Origin of the sequence: Streptomyces sp. NPDC019937, assembly GCF_040631655.1 — a bacterium.
Lineage (GTDB): Bacteria > Actinomycetota > Actinomycetes > Streptomycetales > Streptomycetaceae > Streptomyces.
In genome coordinates, this window is sequence record NZ_JBEYAL010000004.1 from 252,610 (window position 1) to 277,253 (window position 24,644).

The 24,644-nt window shown below is 71.9% G+C and carries 25 protein-coding genes and 1 pseudogene; 11 read left to right on the forward strand and 15 right to left on the reverse strand.

Annotation, left to right across the window (positions count from 1 at the left end):
* Positions 1-33: 33 nt before the first annotated feature.
* Complete coding sequence (locus tag ABZ562_RS05420; RefSeq protein WP_361474369.1) at positions 34-1,311, reverse strand: sensor domain-containing protein; 1,278 nt, start codon at positions 1,309-1,311, stop codon at positions 34-36.
* 254 nt (positions 1,312-1,565) lie between these two features.
* Here ABZ562_RS05420 and ABZ562_RS05425 point away from each other — a divergent pair, with 254 nt between their 5' ends.
* Positions 1,566-3,761 carry an MMPL family transporter gene (locus ABZ562_RS05425; protein ID WP_361474372.1) on the forward strand — a complete coding sequence of 732 codons (2,196 nt, stop codon included), beginning with the start codon at positions 1,566-1,568 and terminating at the stop codon, positions 3,759-3,761.
* Between the two features lie 64 nt (positions 3,762-3,825).
* Here ABZ562_RS05425 and ABZ562_RS05430 read toward each other — a convergent pair whose 3' ends face one another.
* On the reverse strand, positions 3,826-4,428 hold the full coding sequence (locus ABZ562_RS05430) for a winged helix-turn-helix domain-containing protein (RefSeq protein ID WP_361474547.1): 603 nt from the start codon (positions 4,426-4,428) through the stop codon (positions 3,826-3,828).
* Positions 4,429-4,565: 137 nt separating this feature from the next.
* Positions 4,566-4,697 (reverse strand): hypothetical protein, encoded by a 132-nt coding sequence (locus tag ABZ562_RS05435; RefSeq protein WP_257231808.1) that lies wholly within the window; start codon positions 4,695-4,697, stop codon positions 4,566-4,568.
* 199 nt (positions 4,698-4,896) lie between these two features.
* Between ABZ562_RS05435 and ABZ562_RS05440 the strand changes: the two genes are divergently transcribed.
* The gene (locus ABZ562_RS05440) at positions 4,897-5,337 is read left to right on the forward strand and encodes an SPW repeat protein (protein WP_361474376.1); all 441 of its coding nucleotides are present in this window, start codon (positions 4,897-4,899) and stop codon (positions 5,335-5,337) included.
* Between the two features lie 109 nt (positions 5,338-5,446).
* On the opposite strand, the gene ABZ562_RS05445 is transcribed toward ABZ562_RS05440, so the two are convergent.
* Positions 5,447-6,160 (reverse strand): DUF2848 domain-containing protein, encoded by a 714-nt coding sequence (locus ABZ562_RS05445; RefSeq protein ID WP_361474379.1) that lies wholly within the window; start codon positions 6,158-6,160, stop codon positions 5,447-5,449.
* Positions 6,161-6,328: 168 nt separating this feature from the next.
* On the opposite strand from ABZ562_RS05445, the gene ABZ562_RS05450 reads away from it, so the two are divergent.
* From ABZ562_RS05450 to ABZ562_RS05460, 3 genes are all read left to right on the forward strand, one after another.
* On the forward strand, positions 6,329-7,684 hold the full coding sequence (locus tag ABZ562_RS05450) for an MFS transporter (RefSeq protein WP_361474382.1): 1,356 nt from the start codon (positions 6,329-6,331) through the stop codon (positions 7,682-7,684).
* 92 nt (positions 7,685-7,776) lie between these two features.
* Positions 7,777-8,583 carry a carbon-nitrogen hydrolase family protein gene (locus tag ABZ562_RS05455; protein ID WP_361474385.1) on the forward strand — a complete coding sequence of 269 codons (807 nt, stop codon included), beginning with the start codon at positions 7,777-7,779 and terminating at the stop codon, positions 8,581-8,583.
* Positions 8,580-8,993: a cupin domain-containing protein gene (locus ABZ562_RS05460; protein ID WP_361474388.1), complete on the forward strand. Its 414-nt coding sequence runs from the start codon at positions 8,580-8,582 to the stop codon at positions 8,991-8,993. The genes ABZ562_RS05455 and ABZ562_RS05460 overlap by 4 nt, the downstream gene beginning before the upstream one ends.
* Positions 8,994-9,031: 38 nt before the next feature.
* On the opposite strand, the gene ABZ562_RS05465 is transcribed toward ABZ562_RS05460, so the two are convergent.
* Positions 9,032-9,658, reverse strand: a complete 627-nt coding sequence (locus tag ABZ562_RS05465) for a GntR family transcriptional regulator (protein WP_055550963.1) — start codon at positions 9,656-9,658, stop codon at positions 9,032-9,034.
* 72 nt (positions 9,659-9,730) lie between these two features.
* Positions 9,731-10,243: pseudogene (locus ABZ562_RS05470) on the reverse strand (zinc-binding dehydrogenase); the annotation flags it as partial.
* Positions 10,244-10,366: 123 nt separating this feature from the next.
* Here ABZ562_RS05470 and ABZ562_RS05475 point away from each other — a divergent pair.
* A complete protein-coding gene (locus tag ABZ562_RS05475) occupies positions 10,367-11,035 on the forward strand; it encodes a TetR/AcrR family transcriptional regulator (RefSeq protein WP_361474391.1) in 669 nt (222 codons plus the stop codon).
* 53 nt (positions 11,036-11,088) lie between these two features.
* Complete coding sequence (locus tag ABZ562_RS05480) at positions 11,089-11,577, forward strand: inorganic diphosphatase (RefSeq protein WP_361474394.1); 489 nt, start codon at positions 11,089-11,091, stop codon at positions 11,575-11,577.
* Positions 11,578-11,587: 10 nt separating this feature from the next.
* Here ABZ562_RS05480 and ABZ562_RS05485 read toward each other — a convergent pair whose 3' ends face one another.
* Both ABZ562_RS05485 and ABZ562_RS05490 read right to left on the reverse strand, forming a co-directional pair.
* Positions 11,588-13,381, reverse strand: coding sequence for an ABC transporter ATP-binding protein (locus ABZ562_RS05485; RefSeq protein ID WP_361474550.1), 1,794 nt, complete (start codon positions 13,379-13,381; stop codon positions 11,588-11,590).
* Positions 13,382-13,643: 262 nt separating this feature from the next.
* A complete protein-coding gene (locus ABZ562_RS05490) occupies positions 13,644-14,177 on the reverse strand; it encodes a MarR family transcriptional regulator (RefSeq protein WP_361474397.1) in 534 nt (177 codons plus the stop codon).
* A gap of 87 nt (positions 14,178-14,264) precedes the next feature.
* Between ABZ562_RS05490 and ABZ562_RS05495 the strand changes: the two genes are divergently transcribed.
* On the forward strand, positions 14,265-14,993 hold the full coding sequence (locus ABZ562_RS05495) for an SDR family oxidoreductase (RefSeq protein WP_361474400.1): 729 nt from the start codon (positions 14,265-14,267) through the stop codon (positions 14,991-14,993).
* A gap of 327 nt (positions 14,994-15,320) precedes the next feature.
* Positions 15,321-15,911, forward strand: coding sequence for an Ig-like domain-containing protein (locus tag ABZ562_RS05500; protein WP_361474403.1), 591 nt, complete (start codon positions 15,321-15,323; stop codon positions 15,909-15,911).
* Positions 15,912-16,000: 89 nt separating this feature from the next.
* On the opposite strand, the gene glnA is transcribed toward ABZ562_RS05500, so the two are convergent.
* Positions 16,001-17,410, reverse strand: a complete 1,410-nt coding sequence (gene glnA, locus ABZ562_RS05505) for a type I glutamate--ammonia ligase (RefSeq protein ID WP_361474406.1) — start codon at positions 17,408-17,410, stop codon at positions 16,001-16,003.
* Positions 17,411-17,597: 187 nt separating this feature from the next.
* On the opposite strand from glnA, the gene ABZ562_RS05510 reads away from it, so the two are divergent.
* Complete coding sequence (locus ABZ562_RS05510) at positions 17,598-18,065, forward strand: RDD family protein (protein WP_361474409.1); 468 nt, start codon at positions 17,598-17,600, stop codon at positions 18,063-18,065.
* A 104-nt stretch (positions 18,066-18,169) separates the two neighbouring features.
* On the opposite strand, the gene ABZ562_RS05515 is transcribed toward ABZ562_RS05510, so the two are convergent.
* From ABZ562_RS05515 to lipB, 4 genes are all read right to left on the reverse strand, one after another.
* Positions 18,170-18,850, reverse strand: coding sequence for a DUF4191 domain-containing protein (locus ABZ562_RS05515; RefSeq protein WP_055550980.1), 681 nt, complete (start codon positions 18,848-18,850; stop codon positions 18,170-18,172).
* Positions 18,851-18,860: 10 nt separating this feature from the next.
* A complete protein-coding gene (locus tag ABZ562_RS05520; protein ID WP_179933831.1) occupies positions 18,861-19,058 on the reverse strand; it encodes a hypothetical protein in 198 nt (65 codons plus the stop codon).
* Between the two features lie 233 nt (positions 19,059-19,291).
* Positions 19,292-20,236 (reverse strand): lipoyl synthase, encoded by a 945-nt coding sequence (lipA, locus tag ABZ562_RS05525; protein ID WP_361474413.1) that lies wholly within the window; start codon positions 20,234-20,236, stop codon positions 19,292-19,294.
* Between the two features lie 147 nt (positions 20,237-20,383).
* Positions 20,384-21,202, reverse strand: a complete 819-nt coding sequence (gene lipB, locus ABZ562_RS05530; protein WP_361474416.1) for a lipoyl(octanoyl) transferase LipB — start codon at positions 21,200-21,202, stop codon at positions 20,384-20,386.
* Between the two features lie 190 nt (positions 21,203-21,392).
* Between lipB and ABZ562_RS05535 the strand changes: the two genes are divergently transcribed.
* Positions 21,393-22,913, forward strand: a complete 1,521-nt coding sequence (locus tag ABZ562_RS05535; RefSeq protein ID WP_361474419.1) for a regulator — start codon at positions 21,393-21,395, stop codon at positions 22,911-22,913.
* 145 nt (positions 22,914-23,058) lie between these two features.
* Here the strand turns inward: ABZ562_RS05535 and ABZ562_RS05540 are convergent, their stop codons facing one another.
* Complete coding sequence (locus tag ABZ562_RS05540) at positions 23,059-23,820, reverse strand: helix-turn-helix domain-containing protein (protein ID WP_361474421.1); 762 nt, start codon at positions 23,818-23,820, stop codon at positions 23,059-23,061.
* A 49-nt stretch (positions 23,821-23,869) separates the two neighbouring features.
* Complete coding sequence (locus ABZ562_RS05545) at positions 23,870-24,622, reverse strand: nucleotidyltransferase domain-containing protein (RefSeq protein ID WP_361474552.1); 753 nt, start codon at positions 24,620-24,622, stop codon at positions 23,870-23,872.
* Positions 24,623-24,644: the final 22 nt, after the last annotated feature.

Genomic DNA, 24,644 nt, shown 5'->3' on the forward strand with positions numbered 1-24,644 from the left:
TCGAATGTACCGCCGCGGCGCTCCCGCCGGGGGTCAGACCGCCGGTCGCGGGGCGGTCGGGGCGCAGGGGATCTCCATCGTCACCATGGTGGGCCCGCCGGGCGGGCTGCTGACGGCGAGGACGCCGTCGAAGGTGCCCAGCCGCCGTTCGACGCCGCTGAGGCCGCCGGCCGGCGCGATGCGGGCGCCGCCGTTGCCGTTGTCGGTGACCGCGATGCGCAGCATTCCGGCCTCGTGGTGGATGTCGAGCCACATGCGCTCGGCGCCGGAGTGCTTGGCCGCGTTGGTGAGGATCTCGCTGATGGCGAAGTACGCGGCCGCCTCGACCGGCTCCTCGAACCGGCCCGACAGCTCCACCTCGGTCTCCACCGGGATGGTCATCCGCAGGGCGAGGGCGCGCACCGCGTCGCCCAGGCCGCGTTCGGCCAGCACCGGCGGGTGGATGCCGCGGACCAGGTCGCGCAGCTCGGCCAGGGCCTCGGCGGAGTTGGTGCGGGCCGCGGCGAGGAGTTCCCTGGCCTTGGCCGGGTCCTTCTCGATCAGCGCCTCGATGGTGCCCAGGCTCATGCCCATGGCCACGAGCCGGGCCTGCGCGCCGTCGTGCAGATCGCGCTCGATGCGGCGCAGCTCGGCGGCCGAGGTGTCCACGGCGTCGTGCCGGGTCTCGGTGAGCCGCTCGACGCGCTCGGCGAGGGCCATCTGCGGGGTGGGCGCGAGGAAGGCGCGGGCCAGCAGGAAGTGGGCGCGCAGCAGCACGGGCGAGGCGAACAGCCCGAGGAGGGCGAAGCCCACGCCGGTCAGGGCGGCGAGGTTGGCGGTCGTCTGCGACTTCACGGGGACGAACGCGTACCAGTACGTGCCGCCCGCGTCGACGATCGGCTCCCAGACCCCGGCGGCCAGCACCCACCCCTCGACCCCGTACGGCAGGAAGACGCAGGCGAGCATGGCGATGACGCAGCCCGCCGTCATGTCGACCAGCAGCCACAGCAGGTCCCGCCAGGTCGCCGGGTCCTTCAGCAGATGGGTGCACAGCTCCACCTGCCCGGTCAGACCGGAACGCCGGTCGGCGGGCAGCGGCCGGTAGGGCAGCCGGATCTGGACCCCGGACCACTGGGCGGCCAGCAGCCGCCGCTGATTGGCGTGCTTGCGCACCAGGTCGATCATCGCCGGGGTGGTGAGGACACCCACGCCCAGCAGCATGAAGACGAGGGACAGCACCGTCAGCACGAACAGGATGATCGATCCCGCGATCGTGACGAACGTCAGGGCGAGCCCCCGTAAACAGGCCAACAGTCTGTCGCGGACCTTCATCGCACGCCCTCCAGGGTTCTTCAGCTGTGCGGCTTCCTGCTTCTTCGATGGCTCAAGTCTGCTGGACGCCGCATGATCGGTCACGGGGGCCGCGCCCCGTTCGGGGGGTACACCTAACACCACCCCCGGGCCTCGCCCTATGCCTCGGGGATTCGGGTGTTGACCGGCTGGGGCGGGAGCGCGCCTTTTTCTAGCGTCGATGACATGACCGATCCGGTCCGTATCCAGTACGCATCCCCAGTGGGAGAGACGCCATGAGCACAACGAGGCGAGGCCTGGCCGTGCGGCTCGGCGGGTGGAGCACCCGTCACCGCAAGTCCGCGATCATCGGATGGCTGCTGTTCGTGGTCGTCGTCGCAGTCGTCGGCGGCATGTCCGGATCCCGGCAGATGACCAATTCCGAGAACGGCGCGGGCGACTCCGCACGCGCCCAGAAGATCCTCGAGGACGCCGGGCTCACCACCCCGGCCGGCGAGATGGTGATGCTGCGCAGCGCGGACCCGGACGGCTGGCGGGCCGCGGCCGGCGACCTCGCCGGCCGGCTGGAGAAGACCGGCGAGACCGCGCGCGTCCAGCCGCCGCTGCGCTCGGCCAGTGGCCGTGAGGGGCTGGTCACCTTCCAGATGAAGGGCGATCCGGACACCGCTGGGGAGCGGGTGAAGCCCGTCCTGGACGCGGTGGCGGCGACCGGGTCCGCGCACCAGGGGATCACCGTCCATGAGTTCGGCGACGCCACCGCCCAGCACGAGCTGGACGGGATGCTGAAGGACGACTTCAAGAAGGCCGAGTTCACGGCCGTGCCGCTGGCGCTGGGCATCCTGCTGGTGGTCTTCGGGGCGCTGGTCGCGGCCCTGCTGCCGGTGCTGCTCGGGGTGACCGCCTGCATCGGCACCTTCGGACTGCTGGCCCTGGTCAGCCACAAGCTGCCGCTGTACGACTCCACCAACTCCGTGATGTTCCTGGTCGGGCTGGCCGTCGGCGTCGACTACTGCCTGTTCTACCTGCGGCGCGAGCGGGACGAGCGGGCCGCGGGCCGGGACCCGCAGACCGCGCTGCGCATCGCCGCGGAGACCAGCGGCCGGGCGGTACTGGTCTCGGGGATCACGGTCATGCTGGCGATGTCGGGCATGTTCCTGTCCGGGCTGATGCTCTTCCAGGGCTTCGCGGTCGCCACCCTGCTGGTCGTCCTGATGGCGATGCTGGGGTCGGTGACGGTCCTGCCCGCCACGCTGTCCTGGCTCGGCGACCGGGTCGACAAGGGACGGGTGCCGCTGCTCAATCGCCGCCGGAAGCAGGGCGTCCAGGCGAGCGGCGGGATCTCCGGCACCCTCATGAAGCCGGTGCTGGCCCGGCCGAAGCTGTTCGCCGCCATCTCGGCCGCCCTGCTGCTGGTGCTGTGCGCCCCCGCGCTCGGGATGAAGACCGAACAGCTCGGCATGGAGAAGCAGTTCGGCTCGGACGCCCCGCTGACGGTGGCGTACAAGGAGATCACCGGCGCGTTCCCGGGCGGCCCGGCCCCGGCCCGGGTCGTGCTGCGGGCCGACGACATCTCCTCGCCCCGCTTCGGCGCGGCCGTCACCGACTTCAAGAAGCAGCTGGCCGACTCCGGCCGGTTCGGCAAGGCCGTCGAGGTCGATCTGCACCCCCGGCAGGGCGTGGCCCGTATCGAGGTGCCGCTCGCGGGCAACGGCGAGAACGCGGAGTCGCGGCGGGCGCTGAAGACCCTGCGCGAGGACCTGGTGCCGGACGTCCTCGGCCCGGTCTCCGACAAGGCGTACGTGGGCGGTGAACTCGCCTCGAACATCGACTTCACCGACCAGCTGAAGAGCGACATCGCACCGGTCTTCCTCTTCATCGCCGCGGTCACCTTCCTGCTCATGCTGGTGTGCTTCCGCTCGCTGCCGATCGCGATCGTGTCGATCCTGCTCAACCTGCTGTCGGTGGGCGCCGCGTACGGCACCATGACCGCCGTCTTCCAGCACGGCTGGGGCGCGGAACTGATGGGCATGGAACCGGCCGGGGCGATCGAGTCGTGGATGCCGCTGTTCGTCCTCGTCATCCTCTTCGGGCTGTCGATGGACTACCACGTCTTCGTGGTCTCGCGGATCCGTGAGGCGCACGAGCGGGGCCTGACCACGCGGGACGCGATCCGCGAGGGCATCCGCACGACGGCGGGCTCGGTCACCGGGGCGGCCACCATCATGGTCGCGGTGTTCGCGGTCCTGGCGCTGCTGCGAATGCAGGACATGCAGCAGATGGGCGTCGGGCTCGCGGTCGCGGTGCTGGTGGACGCCACCCTCGTACGGATGTTGCTGCTGCCCTCGCTGATGGCGCTGCTCGGCGAGCGCACCTGGTACCTGCCGCGCGCGCTGCGGTGGCTGCCGAACGTCAGCCACGGCGACACTCCGGCCGCCGAGGAGTCCCGCCCGCTGGTGGGCGCCGAACGCTGACCGCCGATCGCGGGGAGCGCCGTACGGGCCGAGCACTGGCCCGTACGGCGCTCTTCGCCGCGTGCTACGCGGTCGGGACGTACTTGTAGCCCACGCGCCGCACCGTCACGATCGAGGCCCGGTGCTCCGCGCCCAACTTGCGGCGGAGCCGGGCCACATGGACGTCCACGGTCCGGCCGTCGCCGACGTGTCCGTACCCCCACACCGTCGTCACCAGCTGATCGCGGGTGTGCACGCGGTGCGGATGGGCGACGAGATGGGCCAGCAGCTCGAACTCCAGATAGGTGAGGTCGAGCGGACGCCCCGCGACCCGCACGGTCCGCTGCTCGGGGTCGATGCTCACCGGCCCGTCGTCGAGGGTGAGCGGGGCGGGGGCGGCGGGCGTGGTGTCCGCGGGGGTCTGGGGTTCCCGCCGGTCGGCCGGGACCAGCACCAGATAGCCGATCATCGGCGGCTGCCCGGGGAGGGCGGGGACGGTGTGCGGGGGAGCGGGCAGCCAGGTGGCGCCGGGGTGCAGCAAGTCGTCGACCGGGGGCACCTCGTCCCGGGCGACGGCTCGTAGCCGCTGGCGGGCGGTGAGCGGGGCCCGCCCTGGCACGGCGGTGGCCGTGACGGTGGCCGCGGGGGCGGTGGCCGGGGAGGCGGAGAGGGTACGGACGTTCGTCATGTTCGTCATGGGAGACGGCTCTTTCGCGCTCGAGGGGCGTCGGTGGACGTCATGCGCGCGGACTGGGCCGGGGAACCGGGCCGGGGAGAACGATGCCCCGGAGCCGGACGGCAGGCTGAGCGGCCGGGTGGGCGGCGTCAGCAGCCGAGCGAGCGGGCCCGCGCAACGGATGCGCGGCAACACTCGCGGTCGAAGTGGTGCGCCTGCCGGGACGGCCAGAACGGCTCGAGGTCGAGACGACCCGTCGCGGCGTTGATGAGGCTGACCATGCCCCTATTGAAGCAGAAGAACGGGCCGGGGCACATCGAGCCGGCGGCCTTGTCCGCCCCTGCGGATTCGTGGCGGACCGGTGGACAGCGTCCTCAAACAGACATCTACCTATAAAGCAAGGCGAGGCGCACAATGGTGGTGCGGTGATATTGCCGCACTGCGCGGTCAGACTTGCATGGAACGAAGGAGGCGAGTCGTATGGCCGACGTCTCACGTACCCGAGGTGATCTCAAGGGCCACCCCGACGTGTCCGAGATGCGTGAGCGCTTCGCTCGCATGATGGATGCGCGGGACGTTGTGTTCCTCGACGGGCCGGTGCTGCTCACCGGTCTGTACTTCGCCATCTCCCCCTGGGTGGTGCACTTCTCGAGCACCAGCCCCAACCTCATGGTCAACAACCTCATCCTCGGCCTGGCCATCGCCCTGCTGGGCATCGGCCTCACATCGGCGCCGAGGAGGATGTACAGCCTCTGCTGGGCCATGTCCGCGATCGGTGTATGGATGATCATTTCCCCCTGGGTCGTTGCCAGGGGGCCGGACGCCGGAATGATCTGGAACAACGTGCTCGTCGGCGCCCTCACCTGTCTGTTCGGCCTGATCGCCGCAGGCGTGGTGATGCGGAAGGGACGGGAGACCTGACCGAGAACTGAACGACACGGAATCGGACGCCACGCGTCACGACGGACAGGGTCGCCGGCCGCACTCCCCTTCGCGGGGGGTGCGGCCGGCGGCCTTGAGGTGTGGGGCGTCAGCCGATCGGCTCCGGCATCGGGACCACGTCGTAGGAGCATTCGATGATGTCGCCGGTGGCCGGATCGCCCAGCTCCACCCGCCAGCGGTCGGCGAATTGGTCGACACCCTCCGTCATCGGGATCGTCCCGGAGATCAGCACCGTGCCCGGCACCAGACCGCCGCGCTCGCGCAGCACCTCGACCCAGTAGGCGGGCGGGAGCAGCTCGGCCAGGGTGCCGCTCTGCAGCTCGGTCTCCTCGCCGTCATGGGTGACCCAGGCCCGCAGGGTCAGCTCGTCCAGCCGCGCGGAGACGTCCGCCAGGCGCCAGGCGCGGGCGGCGAGCACATCGGGGCCCGCGTTCTTGCTCCAGGCCACGCCGTGGACCTCGAGCTCCCGGTCGGTGTGGTCGCAGGCGGCGGTGAGCAGCAGCTCCCCGTCCTCGGCCACGATCAGCGCCCACTCCGCCTCGCCCGAGGTGCGGCCGTGCTGGACGCTGACCCGGCCGGTCTGCTGGGCGAGGTAGGGCGCGACGGGGTAGAGAGCGGGCGTCACGCTGGGGGCGGGGACGCCCAGCTCGGCGAGTTCGGCCACATGGGCGGCCACATCCTCCTGGCTGCGCCCGGCGTAGCCCGCGTTGAGCACCTGGACGACCTCCACCTGCCGGGTGGAGCCGTCGGGGAGTGCGAAGGTCAGGGCGGGGCGGGGGGACTGCGGGGGCTGCGTCGTCATGGGGCGGGATCTCCAGATCGCGAGGAACTTCCCTCAAGGGGGTTGCGCATACGCTTGGTATACAACAAGTATGCCGGAAGCCGTGCATCGCGCAACCACCCCGCACGGATCCATCGCCACCCATCCACCGATCACGCACCCACCCCCGCACCACCCAGAGGACGGACCATGCAGCGCACCTCCACGAGCGCACCAGAGCCGCGGGCGGACGGATCCGCGGTCCGCCGCGCCTTCGTCGCCAGCCTGACCGGAACCGCGCTGGAGTGGTACGACTTCGCCGTCTACTCCGCCGCCGCGGCGCTGGTCTTCGGCGACCTCTTCTTCCCCTCCAAGGACCCGTTCACCGGCACCCTCCTGGCGTTCTCCACCTACGCCGTCGGCTATGTCTCCCGCCCGCTGGGCGGGTTCGTCTTCGGCCGGCTCGGAGACGTGATCGGCCGCAAGAAGGTGCTCATCGCGACGCTGGTGCTCATCGGCGCCGCGACTCTGCTGATCGGGCTGCTGCCCACCTACGCCACGGTCGGCGTCGCGGCCCCCGCCGCCCTGGTGCTGCTGCGCTTCGCCCAGGGCGTCGGCGTGGGCGGCGAGTGGGGCGGCGCGGTGCTGCTGTCCAGCGAGTACGGCGATCCACGGCGGCGCGGCTTCTACGCCTCGGCCGCGCAGGTCGGTCCGCCGGCGGGCAATCTGCTCGCCAACGGTGTGCTCGCGGGGCTGGGCGCCACGCTGACGGAGGACCAGTTCCTGTCCTGGGGCTGGCGGGTGGCGTTCCTCCTCTCCGGTGTGCTGGTGGTGTTCGGGCTGTGGGTCCGCGCCAAGCTGGAGGAGACCCCGGTCTTCCGGGCCATGGAGGCCGCGCAGGACCGCTCCGAGGCGCCGGTGCGCGAGGTGTTCACCTCCCAGCCCCGGGCGCTGACCGCCGCGATCCTCTGCCGCATCGCCCCCGATGTGCTGTACGCGATGTTCACCGTCTTCGTGCTCACCTACGCCACCGGGGAGCTGGGCATGTCGCGCGGCTCCGCGCTGACCGCCGTCCTCATCGGCTCCTCCCTCCAGATCTTCCTGATCCCGCTGGCCGGGGCACTGTCGGACCGCGTCAACCGGCGGTGGCTGTACGGTGTCTCCGCCGTCGCCGCGGGCGTCTGGCCCTTCGTCTTCTTCCCGCTGGTCGCGGGCGGGAGCTGGGCGCTGCTCACGCTGGGCGTGATCGTGGCGCTGGTGATCCATTCGCTGATGTACGGGCCGCAGGCGGCCTTCATCGCCGAGCAGTTCTCGCCGCGGCTGCGCTACACGGGCTCCTCTCTCGCGTACACCCTCGCCGGAGTCGTCGGCGGGGCGGTCGCGCCGCTGCTGTTCACGACGCTGCTGGGGACGTATCGCGCCTGGCTGCCGCTGGCGCTCTACATCGCGCTCACGGCGGTGGCCACGGTCGCCGGGCTGTGGCTGGGCCGGGACGCGGCGCCCGCCGAGGACGAGGAGCCGGACGGCGTGGCCGCATCGCCCCACTCGTCCGCCGCGATCGGCTGACGCACCACCCCCGGAACGGGTGGTCCCGCCCCGCCCGGGGCATCATCGCCAGGTCACCCACCGCGCCAACCAGGGAAGGCAGTACACACCCCATGCGCATCGCACTGAGCCAGATCACCACCGGCCCGGACCCGAAGGCGAACCTCGTCACCCTGCGCGAGCAGGCCCTGCGCGCGGCGGCGGACGGCGCCCGGATCGTGGTCTTCCCGGAAGCCGCCATGGCGTGCTTCGGCACCCGGCTGGGACCGATCGCCGAACCGCTGGACGGCCCCTGGGTCACCGAGGTCCGGCGGATCGCGCGGGACGCCGGGCTGGTGGTCGTGGCGGGCATGTTCACCCCGGCCCCGGACGGGCGGGTCACCAACACCCTGCTGGTCACCGGCTCCGGTGTCGAGGCCTCCTACGACAAGATCCATCTGTATGACGCCTTCGGCTTCGCGGAGTCCAAGACCGTGGCCCCCGGCTCGGAGGTGGTGACCTTCGAGCTGGACGGTGTCCGGATCGGCCTCGCCACCTGCTACGACGTGCGCTTCCCGGAGCTGTTCCGGGCGCACGCCGACGCGGGCGCGGTGCTGTCGCTGCTTCCGGCCTCCTGGGGCGCGGGCCCCGGCAAGCGTGAGCAGTGGGAGCTGCTGACCCGGGCGCGGGCGCTGGACGCCACCGTGTGGCTGGCCGCCGTGGGGCAGGCCGACCCGGCGGCGAGCGGTGCCGAAGCCCCCTCGACCAGCGCCCCCACCGGTATCGGGTACAGCACCCTGGTCGGCCCCGACGGCACGGTGCGCGAGCGGCTGGAGGCGGCGCCCGGCCTGCTGGTGGCGGACGTGGCCACCGAGGAGGTCGCCGCGGTGCGACGCACGGTGTCCGTCCTGGCCAACCGCAAGCTGGGAACTCGCGCATGAGCGGGCGCGCCAAGCCCGAGCTGGAATTCCACCGTCCCTCGGGCGCCTGGCAGGTGCCCGAGGGGGCGGCCCCGGGGGTCCGGGAGCAGACCCTCGCCGCGGACGGGAGCGGTGCGCGCCGCACGGCGCTCGTCCGGTGGGAGCCGGGCACGGACACCTCGGGGTCCGGAGTCGTCCGTCATGACTTCTGGGAGGAGGTCTATCTGATCGAGGGCGGCATGCGCGACCTGACGCTGGGGCGGACCTTTTCGCAGGGGGACTACGCGTGCCGCCCGCCGGGCATGCCCCACGGCCCGTGGATCTCCGACGACGGGGTGACGATGCTGGTGATCACTTATCCGGAGGCCGACTTGGCGGCCGATTCGGCGGCCGATTCGGCGGCCGGTCCGGAGGCTCCGGCCGGAGCCTGATGTGGCGTCCCGGGACCGGTGCGGTCCCGGGGAGCCGCTCACCCCGCGAGCAGCACCTTGAGCGTCGACTCCAGATGCCCGCTGATCGCGGTGCGCGCCGCCTCCGGGTCTCCGGAGGCCACCGCGTCCAGGATCGCCTGGTGCTCGGCGAGCACCGCCTCCTGGCGGCCGATCCGGTTGTACAACGCCACCACCCCGGCCCGGATCTGGCGGCTGCGCAGCCCGTCGTAGTGCCGGTTGAGGAGTTCGTTGCCCACCGCGGCGACCATGGTCGCGTGGAAGAGATGGTCCACGGCGATGAACTCCTTGGCGTGCTCGGGCCCGCTGAGCCCGCGCTGCCGCTCCAGCAGCTCCGTCAGCTTCTCGACCGGCACCTTCCGCTGCTCGATGGCCGTCTCCGCGGCATGGCGCTCGACGATCCCGCGCAACTCCATCAGCTCGGTGATCTCCCGGCCGGACAGCGGCGCGATGTGCGCCCCCCGCTTGGGCACCAACTGCACCAGATCCTCGGCCGCGAGCAGCAGCAGGGCCTCGCGGATGGGGGTCCGGGAGATGCCGATCCGGTCGGCGATCTCCTGCTCGGTGAGGAACCTGCCCTGCATGTCGGGATCGGTCAGCACGGTCTCCTTGAGGAACGCGTACGCCTTTTCTCGTCCGGACTGCACTGGGCCCATGCCTCCTCGCATACCACTCGTATACGAAAATTATCACGGCGAGGAGGGCCCGGAGCCCGGTACTCATGAGGTCTCGCCGGTCACGAGGACGACCTTGCCGGTGACCGTGCCGGACTCCGCCAGCCGCATCGCCCGCGCGGCCTCGGCGAGCGGGACGCGCGCGGCCACCTGGGCGGTGAACTCACCGCTCGCCAGCAACGCGAACACCTGGCCCAGATCCTCGCGCGTCCGCGCCTGGTGGGCGGCGCGCCGCCGCCTGCCCGCCCACAGGTTGTAGAAGTGGGCCTTCAGGCCGTTGGGCAGCAGATTCCACACCGCGAGCCGGGCGAGCAGCTTCAGGACCGGCGCCCGGGACGAACCCGGCACGTCCCGGGTGGCCGCCGTGCCGTACGAGACGAGCGTGCCGCCACGGGCCAGCAGCCGGAACGACTCCACGATGCCCTCGCCCCCGACGTGGTCGAACACCGCGTCCACCCCGCCGGGCGCCAGCGCGCGCACCCGCGCGGCCAGATCCGGGTCGCGGTAGTCGACGGGGGTGGCGCCCAGCGCCCGCACCGCGTCGTGGTGGCGGGGCGACTTCTATCGACTGTGAGAACTTCTAACGAAACAATGAACCTGTTACCCTCGATGTGTCAAGCCCCGTTTTTCCGGCCCGCACGAGGTCCGTACGAGGTCCGCTACGAGAAGGGAAGGGCGCCCATGGCCACAGCACGGCGAGAGCGCTACCGGCAGCAGACCCGGGAGGAGGCCAAGGCCGTGGCCCTGACCCAGCTCGCCGAGTCGGGCACGGCGGGCATCTCGGTGAACGCGATCGCGAAGGCGATGGGCATGACCGGCCCCGCGCTCTACCGCTACTTCGCGGGCCGGGACGAGCTGCTGACCGAGCTGATCACCGACGCCTACCGCGAACTGGCCGCGGTGGCCGTCGCGGCCGCCGAAGCCGCCGACGGCGCGGCCCCCGCCGACCGCTTCCGCGCCCTCGCCCACGCCCTGCGCGACTGGGCGAAGCGGCAGCCCGACCGCTATCTGCTCATCTACGGCACCCCGGTGCCCGGTTACCAGGCGCCCCCCGAGACCACCGAGAGCGCGGGCACCCTGATGCGCACCATCCTCGACGCCTGCGCCGCCCTGGACCGCGCCGCCGAGCCGACCCCCCTCGAAGCCGAGCTGGCGCGGCAGCTGGAGGGCGTCCCCCCCTGGGCCCCGGGACCGGAGCCGGACGGCGAGCTGAAGAGCCGCGCCCTGGCCACCTGGACCCGGTTGCATGGGGTGATCAGCCTTGAAGTGCAGGGCCAGTTCAGCGGGATGGGCTTCGATCCGGCAGCGCTCTTCGAGGCCGAGATCGGCGCCCTCGTACGCGGTGCGTAAGCGGCGCGCACGGCGCACACTGGAAGCACGCCCACCGGTGACCGGAGGTCGCGATGGAGTCCGCCGCCGAATTCGATGTCGTCGTGGAGATCCCCGAGGGGTCCCGCAACAAGTACGAGATGGACCATGAGGCCGGCCGGATCCGGCTGGACCGGATGCTGTTCACCGCCACCAAATACCCGGCCGACTATGGCTACATCGACCACACCCTCGGTCGCGACGGTGACCCGCTCGACGCTCTGGTCACCGTCGGCGAGCCCACCTTCCCCGGCTGTGTGATCCTCTGCCGGGCCATAGGGATGTACTGCATGCGCGACGAGAAGGGGCCGGACGAGAAGATCCTGTGCGTGCCCGCCCACGACCCGCGCTACGTGGACGTCCAGGACATCGACGACGTGCCCGAGTTCGACCGTATGGAGATCACCCACTTCTTCGACGTCTACAAGGACCTCGAACCCGGCAAGTCCGTCGAGGGATCCCACTGGGAGGGCCGCGAGCGGGCGTACGCCGAGATCGCCGCCTCCCGCGCCCGCGCGGCATAGGCGGCGGCGCTCAGGGCGTTTCGCCGCGAGGGGCGGGCACCCCGCGGTCGTTCTGCAGCTCCCACAACTCCCGGAACAGGCCCGGCGATCGGGTCAGCTCCTCGAACGTGCCCTGCTGGATCACCCGCCCGCGGTCCAGCACCACGATGCGGTCGGCCACCGCCACGTTCGCCAGCCGGTGCGTGACCAGGACGACCGCGCGGTCCCGCGCCATCCGCCGCAGCCCGGCGAAGATCCGGTGCTCGGCGCGCGCGTCCAGGGCGCTGGTGGGCTCGTCCATCACCAGCAGCCCGGCGGGCCGGTGGAACGCGCGGGCCAGCGCGATCCGCTGCCACTGCCCGCCGGACAGCTCCACCCCGCCCCACCACTGCCGGGCCAGCAGCGTGTCCAGCCCGCTGCGCAGCCCGTCGACCACCTCATGCGCCCCGGAGTGGACCGCCGCCGACCGGACCGCCTCGTCCCCGCCGTGCGGCTGCCCGAGGGTGATGTTGTCGCGCGCGGACAGCGGCCAGTGGGCGTAGTCCTGCGGCACGACCGCGGTGTGCCGCCACATCGCCTGCGGGTCCAGCTCTGCGGTGCTCGTACCGTCCCAGGTCACCGCGCCCCCGCTGGGCAGATACAGCCCCGTCAGCAGCTTGCTCAGGGTGGTCTTGCCGGAGCCGTTCTCCCCGACCAGCGCCAGCACTTCGCCGCGCCGCACCTCCAGGCTCACCTCGGCCAGCGCCGGAGCCTCGGACTCCGGGTAGGCGTACGTCAGCCCCTCGGCGCGGATCACCCGCGGTACGTCCGGCACCCGGCTGCCGCGCCGCATCCGGTGCCCGCCCGCCTCCTCGATGAACTCCGCCCAGTCGTCCAGGTACAGCCCCGTACGGAACAGCCGCGTCCCGTACCCGACCATCCCCTGCAACGACGAGCCCACCGTCCGCAGCGCGAATACCGCCGTCCCCGCCGAGGCCACCGACATCCGCCCGGACCCCAGCAGCAGCGCCAGCGACGCCCACACCAGCCCCGACGCGAAACCCCCGGCCAGCGCCCCCGCCACCGCGTACCGGGCGCCCCGGTGCACCGCCTTGTCCGTCGCGGCGTCCACCCGCGCGCCGATCGCCCGGTACCGCTCCAGGAGGAACGACGCCATGGTGCCCGAGCGCAGCTGATCGGCGATGTCCTTGTCCACCATGTACCAGCGCAGCAGCCCGAGCGTGCGCCGGTCCGCGCTCATCGCCCGGCTCGTCTCGTATTGCACCCGCGCGCCCTTCATCCCCGCGATCCCCTGCGGCAGCGCGGCCAGCAGCAACAGCGGCAGCAGGGCCGGATGCAGCACGGTCACCACCCCGGCCGCCGCGACCAGCGAGGACAGACACGCCATCAGCTGCTGCGACTCGACGATCAGATCCTGCGCGACCTCCGCGCCCCGGTCCGCCGCGTCCCACTTGTCGTTGAACCCGGGATTGTCGTACGCCGCCAGCTCCGCGTTGATCGCCGCGTCCAGCATCTGGGTCTCGGCCTCCCGCGAGATCCGCGGCGACAGCCTGCTGGAGACGTTCGACACCGCGATCCCCAGCAGCGCCCGCAACCCCGCCGCCCCGGCCAGCACCGCGATCGACGGCAGCGCCTCCCGCAGCCGCTCGCCGATGTGCCCGGAGGAGATGAGCGCCGTGATGGTGCCGGTGGTCGCCAGCAGCCCGAACGCCTCGAAGAACCCCGCGAGCGCCTGGCACAGCAGCAGCGTCACGACCGCCTTGCGGTCCACCCGCCAGGCCAACCCCAGTGAGCGGCGCACCAGTTGCGGCAGGCGGCGGGCCATGGCCCGGGTGGTGATCGTCTCCAGGGCCACCGGCGTGGGCGGCCTGAACCGCAACTCCTCAGCGGCTCTGTCGGGTTGTGCTGCCGATTGATCGGCCGGTTGATCGGCCGGTTGGTCGGCGGTCTGCGACGCTGCCACGGGTCCCCCTGACGGTGTGGTCCAGCACGGCGGTGCCGGACACCTTGCCGCAAAGCCCCACCGGCCGCAGGCGTACGACGGAGGTGCACACGATCGGGGACGGTCGCGAACGCCGGCCGACGGCTCAGTACGCGGCGGTGCGCCGTCGTACGTCGGCCAGCAGCTTGTTCAGCAGCGCGGTGAGCGTGGCGCGTTCGTCTTCCGGCAGGCCCTCGACGAGGGCGGCCTCCTGGCCGAGTACCTGATCCACGGACCGCTCGATGAGCGCGTGCCCCTCGGCCGTGAGCCGCACCAGAACGGTCCGGCGGCCGGTGGTCCCCGGCGCCCGCTCGACCAGTCCTTCGCGTTCGGCGCGGGCGACGCGCTGGGAAATCGCCCCCGCGGTGACCAGCGTCCGCCGCGCGATCTCCCGGGTGCTGAGCGTGTACGGCGGCCCGGAGCGGCGGATGACGGACAGCAGGTCCAGGGTGGCCGCGTCGATCCCCGCCTCGCGCAGCACCCGGTTGCGGTCGTCGGCGAAGAGCTTGGCCAACTGCCAGATGGGCGTGGCGATCTCGATCGACGAGGTCGGGGTGCCCGGCCGCTCCCGCCGCCAGGCCGCGGCGATCCCGGCGGCGGAATGGGCGGGCTCGGGTTCCCCCGGTGCGGTGGTGGTCATGTCGGCCACGGTGTGATCCCCTGTCCTCGCGTAGGATATGTTTAGATCTAAACGTAGGACTCAACATAGCAGCGAGCAGGAGGAACCGTGCCCCGCACCGTACTCGTCACCGGAGGCACCAGCGGCATCGGCCGCGCTGTCGCCGCGAGCTTCGCCGCCGAGGAGGCGGAGGTCTTCATCACCGGACGCCACTCCGACACCGTCGCCCGGACCGCCGAGGAGCTGAGCGCCCACGGCGTCGTCCACGGCGTCGTCTGCGACGCGGCCGACCCCGGGCAGGCCGCCGAACTCGCCGCCCGCGTCGGAGAACTGGACGTCCTGGTCAACGCCGCCGGAGGGCTCCCCGACGCCGGATCCGGCGAGGCGTCGCCCCTCGAGGAGCTGCGCGCCCAGTGGCACTCCAGCCTGACGCAGAACCTGCTCACCGCGGTGCTGACCACCGCCTCGGTGCGGGATGGGCTCTCCGGCGACAGCTCCGTGATCAGCATCGGCTCGATCGGCGCCGAGCGCAAAGGCGGCTCGTACGGAGCGGCCAAGGCCGCGCTCGCCGCGTGGAACGCCTCGCTCTCCGCCGAACTCGCCCCGAAGGGCGTCACCTGCAACGTCATCTCCGCGGGATACATCGAGGCCACCAACTTCTTCCGCGGCCAGATGACCGATGACCGGCGCCGCGCGCTCGTGGAGGAGACCCACAACAAGCGGCCGGGAACGGTCGATGACATCGCCCGCACGGTCGGCTTCCTCGCCTCCCCGGGCGCCCGGCACATCACCGGGCAGACCATCCACGTCAACGGCGGGGCCTTCACCACGCGATGACCGCGCCGACGCGGCGGTACGGACTCCCTCCGTGCCGCCGCGCCCGCGCTCGACGGTACGCGCGGCGCACACGGCGCGAGCCGCTGAGCGCTGCGCCATTCAGGGCAATTCGCCCCCTCGTACCTGGCGTTGTGCCACCACCCGCGTGCCTACTGGTGCTACAGACCGGTGGGTTCCACATCTGCCGGGGGACGGTGACGCGGGCAGGCCCCGGCGTCGATCGCCGTAAGTGTGCACCCCCTGGTATCCGATGCGCCGCCGCGCCCGACGAAGGCGCCGCCCTGGCGACCAACGGCCCACCACCTCACCTCACTTGGAGGGCCCATCATGGCTACCCCCACCCTCACCCTGGTGACGGCGACGCCGAACCCGTCGACGTTCGGGCAGACGGTCACACTCACCGCCACCGTGCTCCCGCTCGGCCCCGGTACCCCCACCGGCACCGTCACCTTCACCGTCACCGGCGGCCCCATCCTGACCGGAACGCTGTCGGGCGGCACCACCTCGGTCACCGTCTCCGGGCTGAGCGCCGGTGTCCACCCCGTCGTCGCCACCTACAGCGGCGACACCAACTTCCTCTCCTCCACCGGCACCACCGTCGTCGCGGTCATCCAGTCCGCGACGACGACCTCGGTGACCTCCACCCCGGACCCGTCGACCCTCGGTGCCCCGGTGACGTTCACGGCCACGGTCACCCCGGTCGCCCCCGGCGCCGGCGCCCCGACCGGCACGATGACCTTCGTCATCGGCGGCTCGGGCGGCGGCATCTTCGCCCAGCCCGTGACGGCCGGGGTGGCGACCCTGACCCTCTCCACCCTGGGCGTCGGGACCCACCCCGTGGTCGCCATCTACACCGGTGACTCCAGCTTCCTGCCGTCCTCCGGTATCGACACCCACACGGTGATCCCCGCCTCCTGACCCCGGCCCGGGTCCATCAGCACTGAGCCCCGCCACCGCCCGAGGGGCAGTGGCGGGGCTCAGTCACTCGTCGAGGACCCGCGGGGTCTTTAGACGTCGAAGTACAGCTCGAACTCGTGCGGGTGCGGACGCAGCTGCAGCGGCGCGATCTCGTTGGTGCGCTTGTAGTCGATCCAGGTCTCGATCAGGTCGGAGGTGAAGACACCGCCCTGGAGGAGGAACTCGTGGTCGGACTCGAGCGCGTCGAGGACGGCCGGGAGGGAGGTCGGGACCTGGGGGACGCCCGCGTGCTCCTCGGGGGCCAGCTCGTACAGGTCCTTGTCGATCGGCTCGGCCGGCTCGATCTTGTTCTTGACGCCGTCCAGGCCCGCGAGCAGGAGCGCGGAGAAGGCCAGGTACGGGTTGCCGGAGGAGTCCGGGGCGCGGAACTCGACGCGCTTGGCCTTCGGGTTGGAGCCCGTGATCGGGATACGCATCGCGGCCGAGCGGTTACGCTGCGAGTACACCAGGTTGACCGGCGCCTCGAAGCCCGGGACCAGGCGGTGGTAGGAGTTCACCGTCGGGTTGGTGAAGGCCAGCAGCGACGGGGCGTGCTTGAGGATGCCGCCGATGTAGTAGCGGGCGGTGTCCGACAGGCCCGCGTAGCCCTGCTCGTCGTAGAAGAGCGGGGAGCCGTTCTGCCACAGCGACTGGTGGACGTGCATGCCCGAGCCGTTGTCGCCGAAGATCGGCTTCGGCATGAAGGTCGCGGTCTTGCCGTTCTTCCACGCCACGTTCTTGACGATGTACTTGAACAGCATCAGGTCGTCGGCCGCGGCCAGCAGCGTGTTGAACTTGTAGTTGATCTCGGCCTGGCCGGCGGTGCCCACCTCGTGGTGCTGGCGCTCGACCTGGAGGCCGGCCTTGTCCAGCTCGAGGCTGATCTCGGCGCGCAGGTCGGCGAAGTGGTCGACCGGCGGGGTCGGGAAGTAGCCGCCCTTGTAGCGGACCTTGTAGCCACGGTTGTCCTGCAGCGCGCCGGTGTTCCAGGCGCCCGCCTCGGAGTCGATGTGGTAGAAGGCCTCGTTCGCCTTGGTCTCGAAGCGCACGCTGTCGAAGACGTAGAACTCGGCCTCCGGACCGAAGTACGCCGTGTCCGCGATGCCGGTGGAGGCGAGGTAGGCCTCGGCCTTCTTGGCGATGTTGCGCGGGTCGCGGCTGTACTGCTCGCCCGTGATCGGGTCGTGGATAAAGAAGTTGATGTTGAGCGTCTTGTCGCGGCGGAAGGGATCGACACGCGACGTCGACAGGTCGGCACGCAGCGCCATGTCCGACTCGTGGATCGCCTGGAAGCCGCGGATCGACGAGCCGTCGAAGGCCAGCTCCTCGTTCGGGTCGAACGCCTCCGCCGGTACGGTGAAGTGCTGCATGACGCCGGGAAGGTCACAGAACCGGACGTCGACGAACTTGACGTCCTCGTCCGAGATGAACTTCCGAGCGTCGTCGGCGTTCTGGAACATCCAACTCCTCCTAGCCCGGCCGCGGGGGGACGGGGATTTGTTCGGTCGCGCGGTCCGTGTGCATGGCGCGCTGTCGCCGACGATAAGCAGGCGGGATTTCCCGGGCATGACCCATTTGTTTCACCCAGGTTAACCGGGTCAGGGGCCGTTACGGGCGTATGCGGGCGGCCCCAGTAACGTATGAGGGGTGGACAAGAGGCAAGCAATCGGATCCTGGCTTTCCGGCCCCCGCGCGGCCGCCGAGGAGATGGGTGTCGACCTGGGCTACCGAGGCCAGGGGCTGGGACTGCCCGAGAGCGGACCGGGCGCGACCGCACCGCTCGGGCGCCGCTTCGGGGCGATCTTCATCGACTGGGCCCTGTGCGTGCTCGTCTCGTACGCGCTGCTGGCCGACCGCAATCCGCAGGCCGCCGGGAACTGGGCGCTGCTGGTCTTCCTCGTGCTCAGCCTGCTGACCGTGGGCACCGTCGGCGCGACCCCCGGGAAGCTGCTGCTCAGGCTGCGGGTGGTCGGCGAGGGCGGGGCGCGGCTCAGCCTGCCGCGGGCCGTGCTGCGCAGCGTGCTGCTGGTGCTCGTCATCCCCGCGGTCGTCTTCGACCGCGACACCCGCGGGCTGCACGACCGGCTCTCCCGGGCGGTGCAGATCCGGGTCTGAGCCCGTATTGCATACGAAAGGCGGCCCGGGACTCGTGTCCCGGGCCGCCTTTGTCACATGGTGTGGTGTCTCGGCGTCCGTGGGCGCCCGGTGCGCCCGGTGGCTCAGCGGCCCTTCGGCATGCGCATGCCCTTGGGCATCGGGCCCTTCGGGATCGGCATGTTGCTCATGAGGTCGCCCAGCGCCCGCAGCCGCTCGTTGACGACCGTCACCTGCGCGCCGGGCAGCACCCGCGGCAGCTTCAGCAGCTTGGTGCGGAGCTTCTTGATCTCCACCTGGCCCTCGCCGGAGCCGACGATCACATCGTGGACCGGGACGTCCGACACGATGCGGGCCATGCGCTTCTTCTCGGCGGCCAGCATGCCCTTGAGCCGGTTCGGGTTGCCCTCGCCGACGAGCACGATGCCCGCCTTGCCGACGGCCCGGTGGATGACGTCCTGGTTGCGGTTCATCGCCACCGCCGGGGTCACCGACCAGCCGCGGCCCACGTTCTCCAGAACGGCGGCGGCCGCGCCCGGCTGGCCCTCCATCTGGCCGAAGGCCGCCCGCTCGGCGCGGCGGCCGAAAATGATCGCCATCGCGAGGAAGGCCAGGACGAAGCCCAGGATGCCCAGGAAGACAGGGTGACCGACCAGGAAGCCGATGGCGAGGAGGACACCGAAGGTGATGATCCCCACGCCGGCAACCACGAGGCCGACCTTCGAGTCGACCCGTTTGGTCATCTTGTAGGTCAGGGCGATCTGCTTCAGTCGCCCGGGGTTCTCGGATGTTTCCTTCCGCGCCATAAGGCGAAGTTTACGTGGCCTGGGAAGCCCCGGTGGACACGGCCTCCAGTACGTGCTGGGCCTCGGTCCGGTCCTTGGCGCGGCGGCGGTCCTCCAGGACCGCGGTCCAGGCGTTGCGCCGGGCCGTGCGCTGGCCCCCGCGCAGCAGCAGTCCCTCCAGGGCGAGCAGCGCGTCGGTCACGGACGGGCGTACGGGCGCAGCCGGCATGGGTACCCCTCGGGAGCGGTGGATTATCACGAAACACGCGGCCGTGAGCGGTGCGTGGTTTTATCGTTACCCAATGGTGTTACCAGTGTGTGACCGGCCGGTCAAACACCGATGAAGCCTTTAGTGGGGCTTCTATCGCACCCGTGACCTGCGGCTTTCCGAAACGGGCAGGGTGGCCGGTGTGCCCGTACTCACACAGCGTGTTGGTCACACCGGCCATCGCCGGTCCGGCGTCACACCGCCTGCGCGGTGCTCTCCCGCTGGTCGATGGCCTGCTGGTACAGGCGTCCCGCGCGGTACGACGAGCGGACGAGGGGGCCGGACATGACACCGGCGTAGCCGATCTCCTCCGCCTCCTCCTGCAGCTCCACGAACTCCTGCGGCTTGACCCAGCGCTCCACCGGGTGGTGCCGGGCGGAGGGGCGCAGGTACTGGGTGATCGTGATCAGCTCGCAGCCCGCGTCGTACAGGTCCTGCAGCGCCTGGCTGATCTCCTCGCGCTCCTCGCCCATGCCCAGGATCAGGTTGGACTTGGTGACGAGCCCCGCCTCGCGGGCCTTGGTGATGACCTCGAGCGAGCGCTCGTAGCGGAAGCCGGGGCGGATGCGCTTGAAGATCCGCGGCACGGTCTCGACGTTGTGGGCGAGCACCTCGGGACGGGACGAGAAGACCTCGGCGAGCTGGTCGGGGTCCGCGTTGAAGTCCGGGATCAGCAGCTCGACGCCGGTGTCCGGCATGAGGGAGTGGATCTGCCGTACGGTCTCGGCGTACAGCCAGGCGCCGCCGTCGTCGAGGTCGTCGCGGGCGACGCCGGTGATCGTCGCGTACCGCAGCTCCATCGTCCGCACGGATTCGGCCACCCGGCGCGGCTCGTCGCGGTCCAGCGGCTGTGGCTTGCCGGTGTCGATCTGGCAGAAGTCACAGCGCCGGGTGCACTGGTCGCCGCCGATGAGGAACGTGGCCTCGCGGTCCTCCCAGCATTCGAAGATGTTGGGACAGCCCGCCTCCTGGCACACCGTGTGCAGGCCCTCCCGCTTCACCAGGCCGTGCAGCTCGGTGTACTCGGGGCCCATCTTCGCCCGGGTCTTGATCCATTCGGGCTTGCGCTCGATGGGGGTCTGGCTGTTCCGGACCTCCAGACGCAGCATCTTGCGTCCGTCGGGTGCGACTGCGGACACGTCCGGCACTCCTCTTTGCTTGGCGAGTCTGGGTGGCGCGGCTTTCGAATCGTCGGCGGTCACCAGGGTACGCCCGTCATTCGTACGGATTTACGTCCAGGGCAACCGGCGACCTCGGGGGCGCATTCCCCCGGGGCGGCGGCGCCGCTACACGGCGCGCGGCAGCGGGACGGAGGACTCCAGGACCGCCCGCAGATGCTTCTCGACCACCGGGGTCACCTCGGCGACCGTCACGTCCCGGCCCAGCTCCGCCGAGAGCGAGGTCACCCCGGCGTCCCGGATGCCGCACGGCACGATCCGGTCGTACGAGGTGTTGTCCGGGTTGCAGTTGAACGAGAAGCCGTGCATGGTCACGCCCTTGGCGACCCGCACGCCGATCGCGCCGAGCTTGCGGTCCTCGCGGCGCTGCCCGGCGTTGGACGGGGCGTACTCCGGGCCGTTGAGGCGCGGGTCGAACTCCTCGTCCTCCACCCGCGGGTCGAAGTCCAGCTTCAGCCCGCCGAGCGCCGGGCGCCGGTCGACCGGGTCGCCCAGCACCCACACCCCGCTGCGGCCCTCCACCCGGGTGGCCTCCACGCCGAAATCGGCGCAGGTCAGCAGCATGGCCTCCTCCAGCCGCCGGACATGCGCGACGACGTCCACCGGGCGCGGCAGCTTGAGGATCGGATAGCCCACCAGCTGCCCCGGCCCATGCCAGGTGATCTTGCCGCCGCGGTCCACGTCCACCACCGGGGTGCCGTCCAGCGGGCGTTCGTTGTCGGCCGTGCGCCGCCCCGCCGTGTAGACGGCCTGGTGCTCGAGCAGCAGACAGGTGTCCGGGATCTCGTCCGCGAAGCGGGCCGCGTGCACGCGCCGCTGCTCCTGCCACGCCTCCTCGTAGTCGACGGCGTTCGCCCCGAACCCCAGATGGACGTAGCGCAGTCGCAGCTGCGAAGCGGGGGTCGTCCCCGGGGACGTTGCGGTCACGGCAAGCTCCTTTTCGGACCTCGTAACAGTGGGCGGTGCCTCCGCCACTGTACGACCGCGCGCTTTCCGACCCGTATCCGGCTCGTTCTCACACGATCGGATGAAAGGAGTCCGACGAGCGCGATCAGCCCGCTACAGCCAGTTAAATTCACGCCGTTCCAGAGAGCGAATCAGGGAGACCGGCAGGCTGATGACGGAACGACCCCCGCAGCGCATCCCCAACCGTCAGCTCGCCGCGCTGATTTCCGAGGCAGGTTTCTCCAACGCCGGGCTGGCCCGGCGGGTGGACCAGCTCGGCATCGAGCACGGCCTCGACCTGCGGTACGACAAGACATCGGTGACCCGCTGGCTGCGCGGCCAGCAGCCGCGCGGCACCACGCCCGCGCTGATCGCCGAGGTCTTCACCCGGCGCCTGGGCCGCCGGCTGACCGCCCAGGACCTGGGCCTCGACGCCTGTGCGCCGGTCTACGCGGGGCTGGAGTTCGCCGCCACCCCGCAGGAGGCGGTGGACATCGTCAGCGGGCTGTGGCGGAAGGACTCCGGCAGCCACGCGGAGCTGCGGAAGATCGCCTTCACCCCGGCCGGGCTGGTCGTCCCCAGCCGGGACTGGCTGATCGGGCGGCCCGACGACCGGGTGGCGCGCGGTGAGCCCCCGGCCACCGGCGGCCCGACGGTCCCCGCCCAGGGCGGCCGGGGCCCCGCCACCGGCCGTGGAGCCGCCGCGGGCCGGGCGGCCACCCCCGACCGGGCCGAACGGGCACCCGTGCCCCGGCAGCGGCAGGCCGACCGGGTCCAGCGCGGGCCCGGCCACCGGGTGACCCCGGGCGACATCGCGGCGCTGCGCTCGGTCAGCGAGCTGTTCCGGACGCTGGACCAGACGTACGGCGGCGGCCACGCCCGGCAGGCCCTGGTGCGCTACCTGGAGCACGAGGGCGAGCCGATGCTGCGCGGCACCTACGGCGAGACGACCGGGCGGCGGCTGTTCGGCGCCATCGCCGACCTGACCCGGCTGGCCGGGTGGACGTCGTACGACATCGCCGCGCACGGTCTGGCCCAGCGGTATTTCGTGCAGGCGCTGCGGCTCGCCCAGGCCGCCGGGGACCGGCCGTACGGCAGCTACGTGCTGGTGACCATGAGCCGCCAGGCCGTCTACCTGGGCCACGGCCGGGAGGCCGTCCAGCTCGCCCGGGTGGCCCAGCAGGGCGTGGGCGGCGGTGCCCCGCCGGTGCTCCAGTCCCTGCTGCACGCGGTCGAGGCGCGGGGGCACGCGGTGCTGGGCGAGGTACGGGCCTGCACCGCCTCGCTCGCCCGCGCCGAGCGGGCGCTGGAGACGTCGCGGCCGGGCGACGACGTGCCGTACTGGGCGCGGGCCTTCGACGAGGCGCAGCTGGCCGACGAGTTCGGCCACTGCCACCGGGACCTCCAGCAGTACCGGGCCGCCGCCCAGCACGCGGAGCGCTCGCTGCGGCTGCGCGGCGCCGGATTCGCCCGCAGCCGCCTCTTCAGCCGGGTGGTGCTGGCCACGGCCCGGCTGGGCCTCGGCGAGCTGGAGCAGGCGTGCACGCTGGGCGCGGAGGCGGCGCAGCAGGCCTCCGAGATGCGGTCGGCGCGGGCGCTGGACTACGTACGCGACTTCGAACGCCGGCTGGAGCCGTACCGCGACGCGGCCCCGGTGCGCGGCTACCGCGAGCGGGTCGCGGCGCTGGGGTAGCTCCGCCGAGCGCGCTGTGGGGTCCAGGGGGTGTCGTGTGGATCATGCCGGGCTCCCGACGCCGCTGTGACATCAGCCGCTGCCGCGGCGGGCGGCACCTCGCGGCCCCGCGCTCGCTGATCCGGCCTGATCCACACGACACCCCCTAGGCGGTCACCCCGAACGTGCGCGCCAGGCCCGCCGTGCCCGCCTTCGTCACGTCGATCGCCCGGCGCCGCGTTCCCCGGCGGATCCAGTCCAGCTCGAAGAGGCGGTCGGTGATCGCGGCGCCGAGGGCGCCCGCCAGGTGGTGGCGCTGTTCGGTCCAGTCCACGCAGTAGCGGATCAGGGGGCGGCGGCCGCGGAGCCGGTCGGTGTGCACGCCGAACGCGGCCAGCTCGGCCCGCCCCTGGTCGGTCAGCCGGTACGGGGTGTCGTTGCCGGGGGCGGACAGCCGGTCGCTCCGGGCCGTCTCCGGGTGGTGGCGTCCGTCGCCGCCGGTCAGCACGCCGCGCTCCAGCAGGGCGCCCATCAGCGCCACGCCCAGGCCGCCCGCGACATGGTCGTAGCAGGTGCGGGCCCGGCGCAGGGCGCCCGCGTGGGTGGCCGCCCGCAGCGAGGTGACGGGCAGCGGCGGCGCGATCCTGGCCAGCGCCTCGATGGCCTCGCCGACGGCGGGGCCGGTCAACTGGTAGTAGCGGTGCCGCCCCTGCCGTTCGACGCGTACGACACCGGCTTCCAGCAGCTTCGCCAGATGACCGCTCACCGTGGACGCGCTCACCCCCGCCTCGGTGGCCAGCACGCTCGCGGGCAGCGCCCGCCCCTCCGCCAGCGCCAGCAGGATCCGGGCGCGGGAGGCGTCCGCGAGGGCGGTGGCGGCGCGGGCGATGTCCGCGTCGTGGGCGGGGGAGGCAGGGGAGGCGGCCATGAGTCCAGCCTAGGACGCGGTCGCTTCGGCGCCCGGCGAAGTGTTGCGTTCACCCGGCGGCGTCGAACACCTCCTCCGCCTCGGCGATCGCCTGTGCCAGCGCCTCGGGCTCCGGCCGCAGTCCGGCCATGATCGTGTCGAGGTGGCCCAGGCCCGCCCGCCGCAGGAGCCGCTTTTCGTTGGTGACCCACTCACCGCGTGCCGCCAGCACCGCGTGGGCGGTCTGCAGGGCCGCGGTGGCCAGCGCGCCCGCGACCTCGGTCGCCTGGCCGCGCCGGACGTACGCGCCCTCGGCGTACCGGAGCGTCAGGGCGGCCCGGTCGCGCCAGAACGGGGGAGCCGCCGAGCGCAGCGCCTCCGGGTACGCGGGGCGGGGCAGGGCGCCGCGGAGCACCCGGTTGATGGCGAGTTCGGCGACGACCAGATAGCTGGGGATGCCCGCGAGGTGGAAGAGGAGCGGTTCCCAGTGGAAGCGGCCCTGCCGGGCCTCGGCGAGTTCGTGCTCCACGACGTCGAGGTCGCGGTAGTGGACGTCGACGCGGCGGCCGTCGATGGTGAGCCACGCGCCGCCGTTGAAGACGCCGCCGCCCCAGTCCCCGATGTCCGAGACCTCGCCCTCCCAGCCGAGCGCGCGCAGCTCGGCCGGGTCGAAGCCGCCCCGGTAGTAGAGGGCCAGGTCCCAGTCGCTGTCCGGGGTGTGGGTGTGCTGGGCGCGGGAGCCGCCGAGGGTGACGGCGTGCACGCCGGGCAGGGCGGCCAGCCGGTCGGCGGCGTGGTCGAGGAAGGTGTCGTCGTCGGTCATGAGAGCCATGAAATCCGATCGT

What these genes read in the sequence shown, in the direction of transcription:
- ABZ562_RS05420 (WP_361474369.1), bottom strand. Translation starts at nt 1,311, where the DNA reads ATGAAGGTCCGCGACAGACTGTTGGCCTGTTTACGGGGGCTCGCCCTG.
- ABZ562_RS05425 (WP_361474372.1), top strand. Translation starts at nt 1,566, where the DNA reads ATGAGCACAACGAGGCGAGGCCTGGCCGTGCGGCTCGGCGGGTGGAGC.
- ABZ562_RS05430 (WP_361474547.1), bottom strand. Translation starts at nt 4,428, where the DNA reads ATGACGAACGTCCGTACCCTCTCCGCCTCCCCGGCCACCGCCCCCGCG.
- ABZ562_RS05435 (WP_257231808.1), bottom strand. Translation starts at nt 4,697, where the DNA reads ATGGTCAGCCTCATCAACGCCGCGACGGGTCGTCTCGACCTCGAGCCG.
- ABZ562_RS05440 (WP_361474376.1), top strand. Translation starts at nt 4,897, where the DNA reads ATGGCCGACGTCTCACGTACCCGAGGTGATCTCAAGGGCCACCCCGAC.
- ABZ562_RS05445 (WP_361474379.1), bottom strand. Translation starts at nt 6,160, where the DNA reads ATGACGACGCAGCCCCCGCAGTCCCCCCGCCCCGCCCTGACCTTCGCA.
- ABZ562_RS05450 (WP_361474382.1), top strand. Translation starts at nt 6,329, where the DNA reads ATGCAGCGCACCTCCACGAGCGCACCAGAGCCGCGGGCGGACGGATCC.
- ABZ562_RS05455 (WP_361474385.1), top strand. Translation starts at nt 7,777, where the DNA reads ATGCGCATCGCACTGAGCCAGATCACCACCGGCCCGGACCCGAAGGCG.
- ABZ562_RS05460 (WP_361474388.1), top strand. Translation starts at nt 8,580, where the DNA reads ATGAGCGGGCGCGCCAAGCCCGAGCTGGAATTCCACCGTCCCTCGGGC.
- ABZ562_RS05475 (WP_361474391.1), top strand. Translation starts at nt 10,367, where the DNA reads ATGGCCACAGCACGGCGAGAGCGCTACCGGCAGCAGACCCGGGAGGAG.
- ABZ562_RS05480 (WP_361474394.1), top strand. Translation starts at nt 11,089, where the DNA reads ATGGAGTCCGCCGCCGAATTCGATGTCGTCGTGGAGATCCCCGAGGGG.
- ABZ562_RS05485 (WP_361474550.1), bottom strand. Translation starts at nt 13,381, where the DNA reads ATGGCCCGCCGCCTGCCGCAACTGGTGCGCCGCTCACTGGGGTTGGCC.
- ABZ562_RS05490 (WP_361474397.1), bottom strand. Translation starts at nt 14,177, where the DNA reads ATGACCACCACCGCACCGGGGGAACCCGAGCCCGCCCATTCCGCCGCC.
- ABZ562_RS05500 (WP_361474403.1), top strand. Translation starts at nt 15,321, where the DNA reads ATGGCTACCCCCACCCTCACCCTGGTGACGGCGACGCCGAACCCGTCG.
- glnA (WP_361474406.1), bottom strand. Translation starts at nt 17,410, where the DNA reads ATGTTCCAGAACGCCGACGACGCTCGGAAGTTCATCTCGGACGAGGAC.
- ABZ562_RS05515 (WP_055550980.1), bottom strand. Translation starts at nt 18,850, where the DNA reads ATGGCGCGGAAGGAAACATCCGAGAACCCCGGGCGACTGAAGCAGATC.
- ABZ562_RS05520 (WP_179933831.1), bottom strand. Translation starts at nt 19,058, where the DNA reads ATGCCGGCTGCGCCCGTACGCCCGTCCGTGACCGACGCGCTGCTCGCC.
- ABZ562_RS05535 (WP_361474419.1), top strand. Translation starts at nt 21,393, where the DNA reads ATGACGGAACGACCCCCGCAGCGCATCCCCAACCGTCAGCTCGCCGCG.
- ABZ562_RS05540 (WP_361474421.1), bottom strand. Translation starts at nt 23,820, where the DNA reads ATGGCCGCCTCCCCTGCCTCCCCCGCCCACGACGCGGACATCGCCCGC.
- ABZ562_RS05545 (WP_361474552.1), bottom strand. Translation starts at nt 24,622, where the DNA reads ATGACCGACGACGACACCTTCCTCGACCACGCCGCCGACCGGCTGGCC.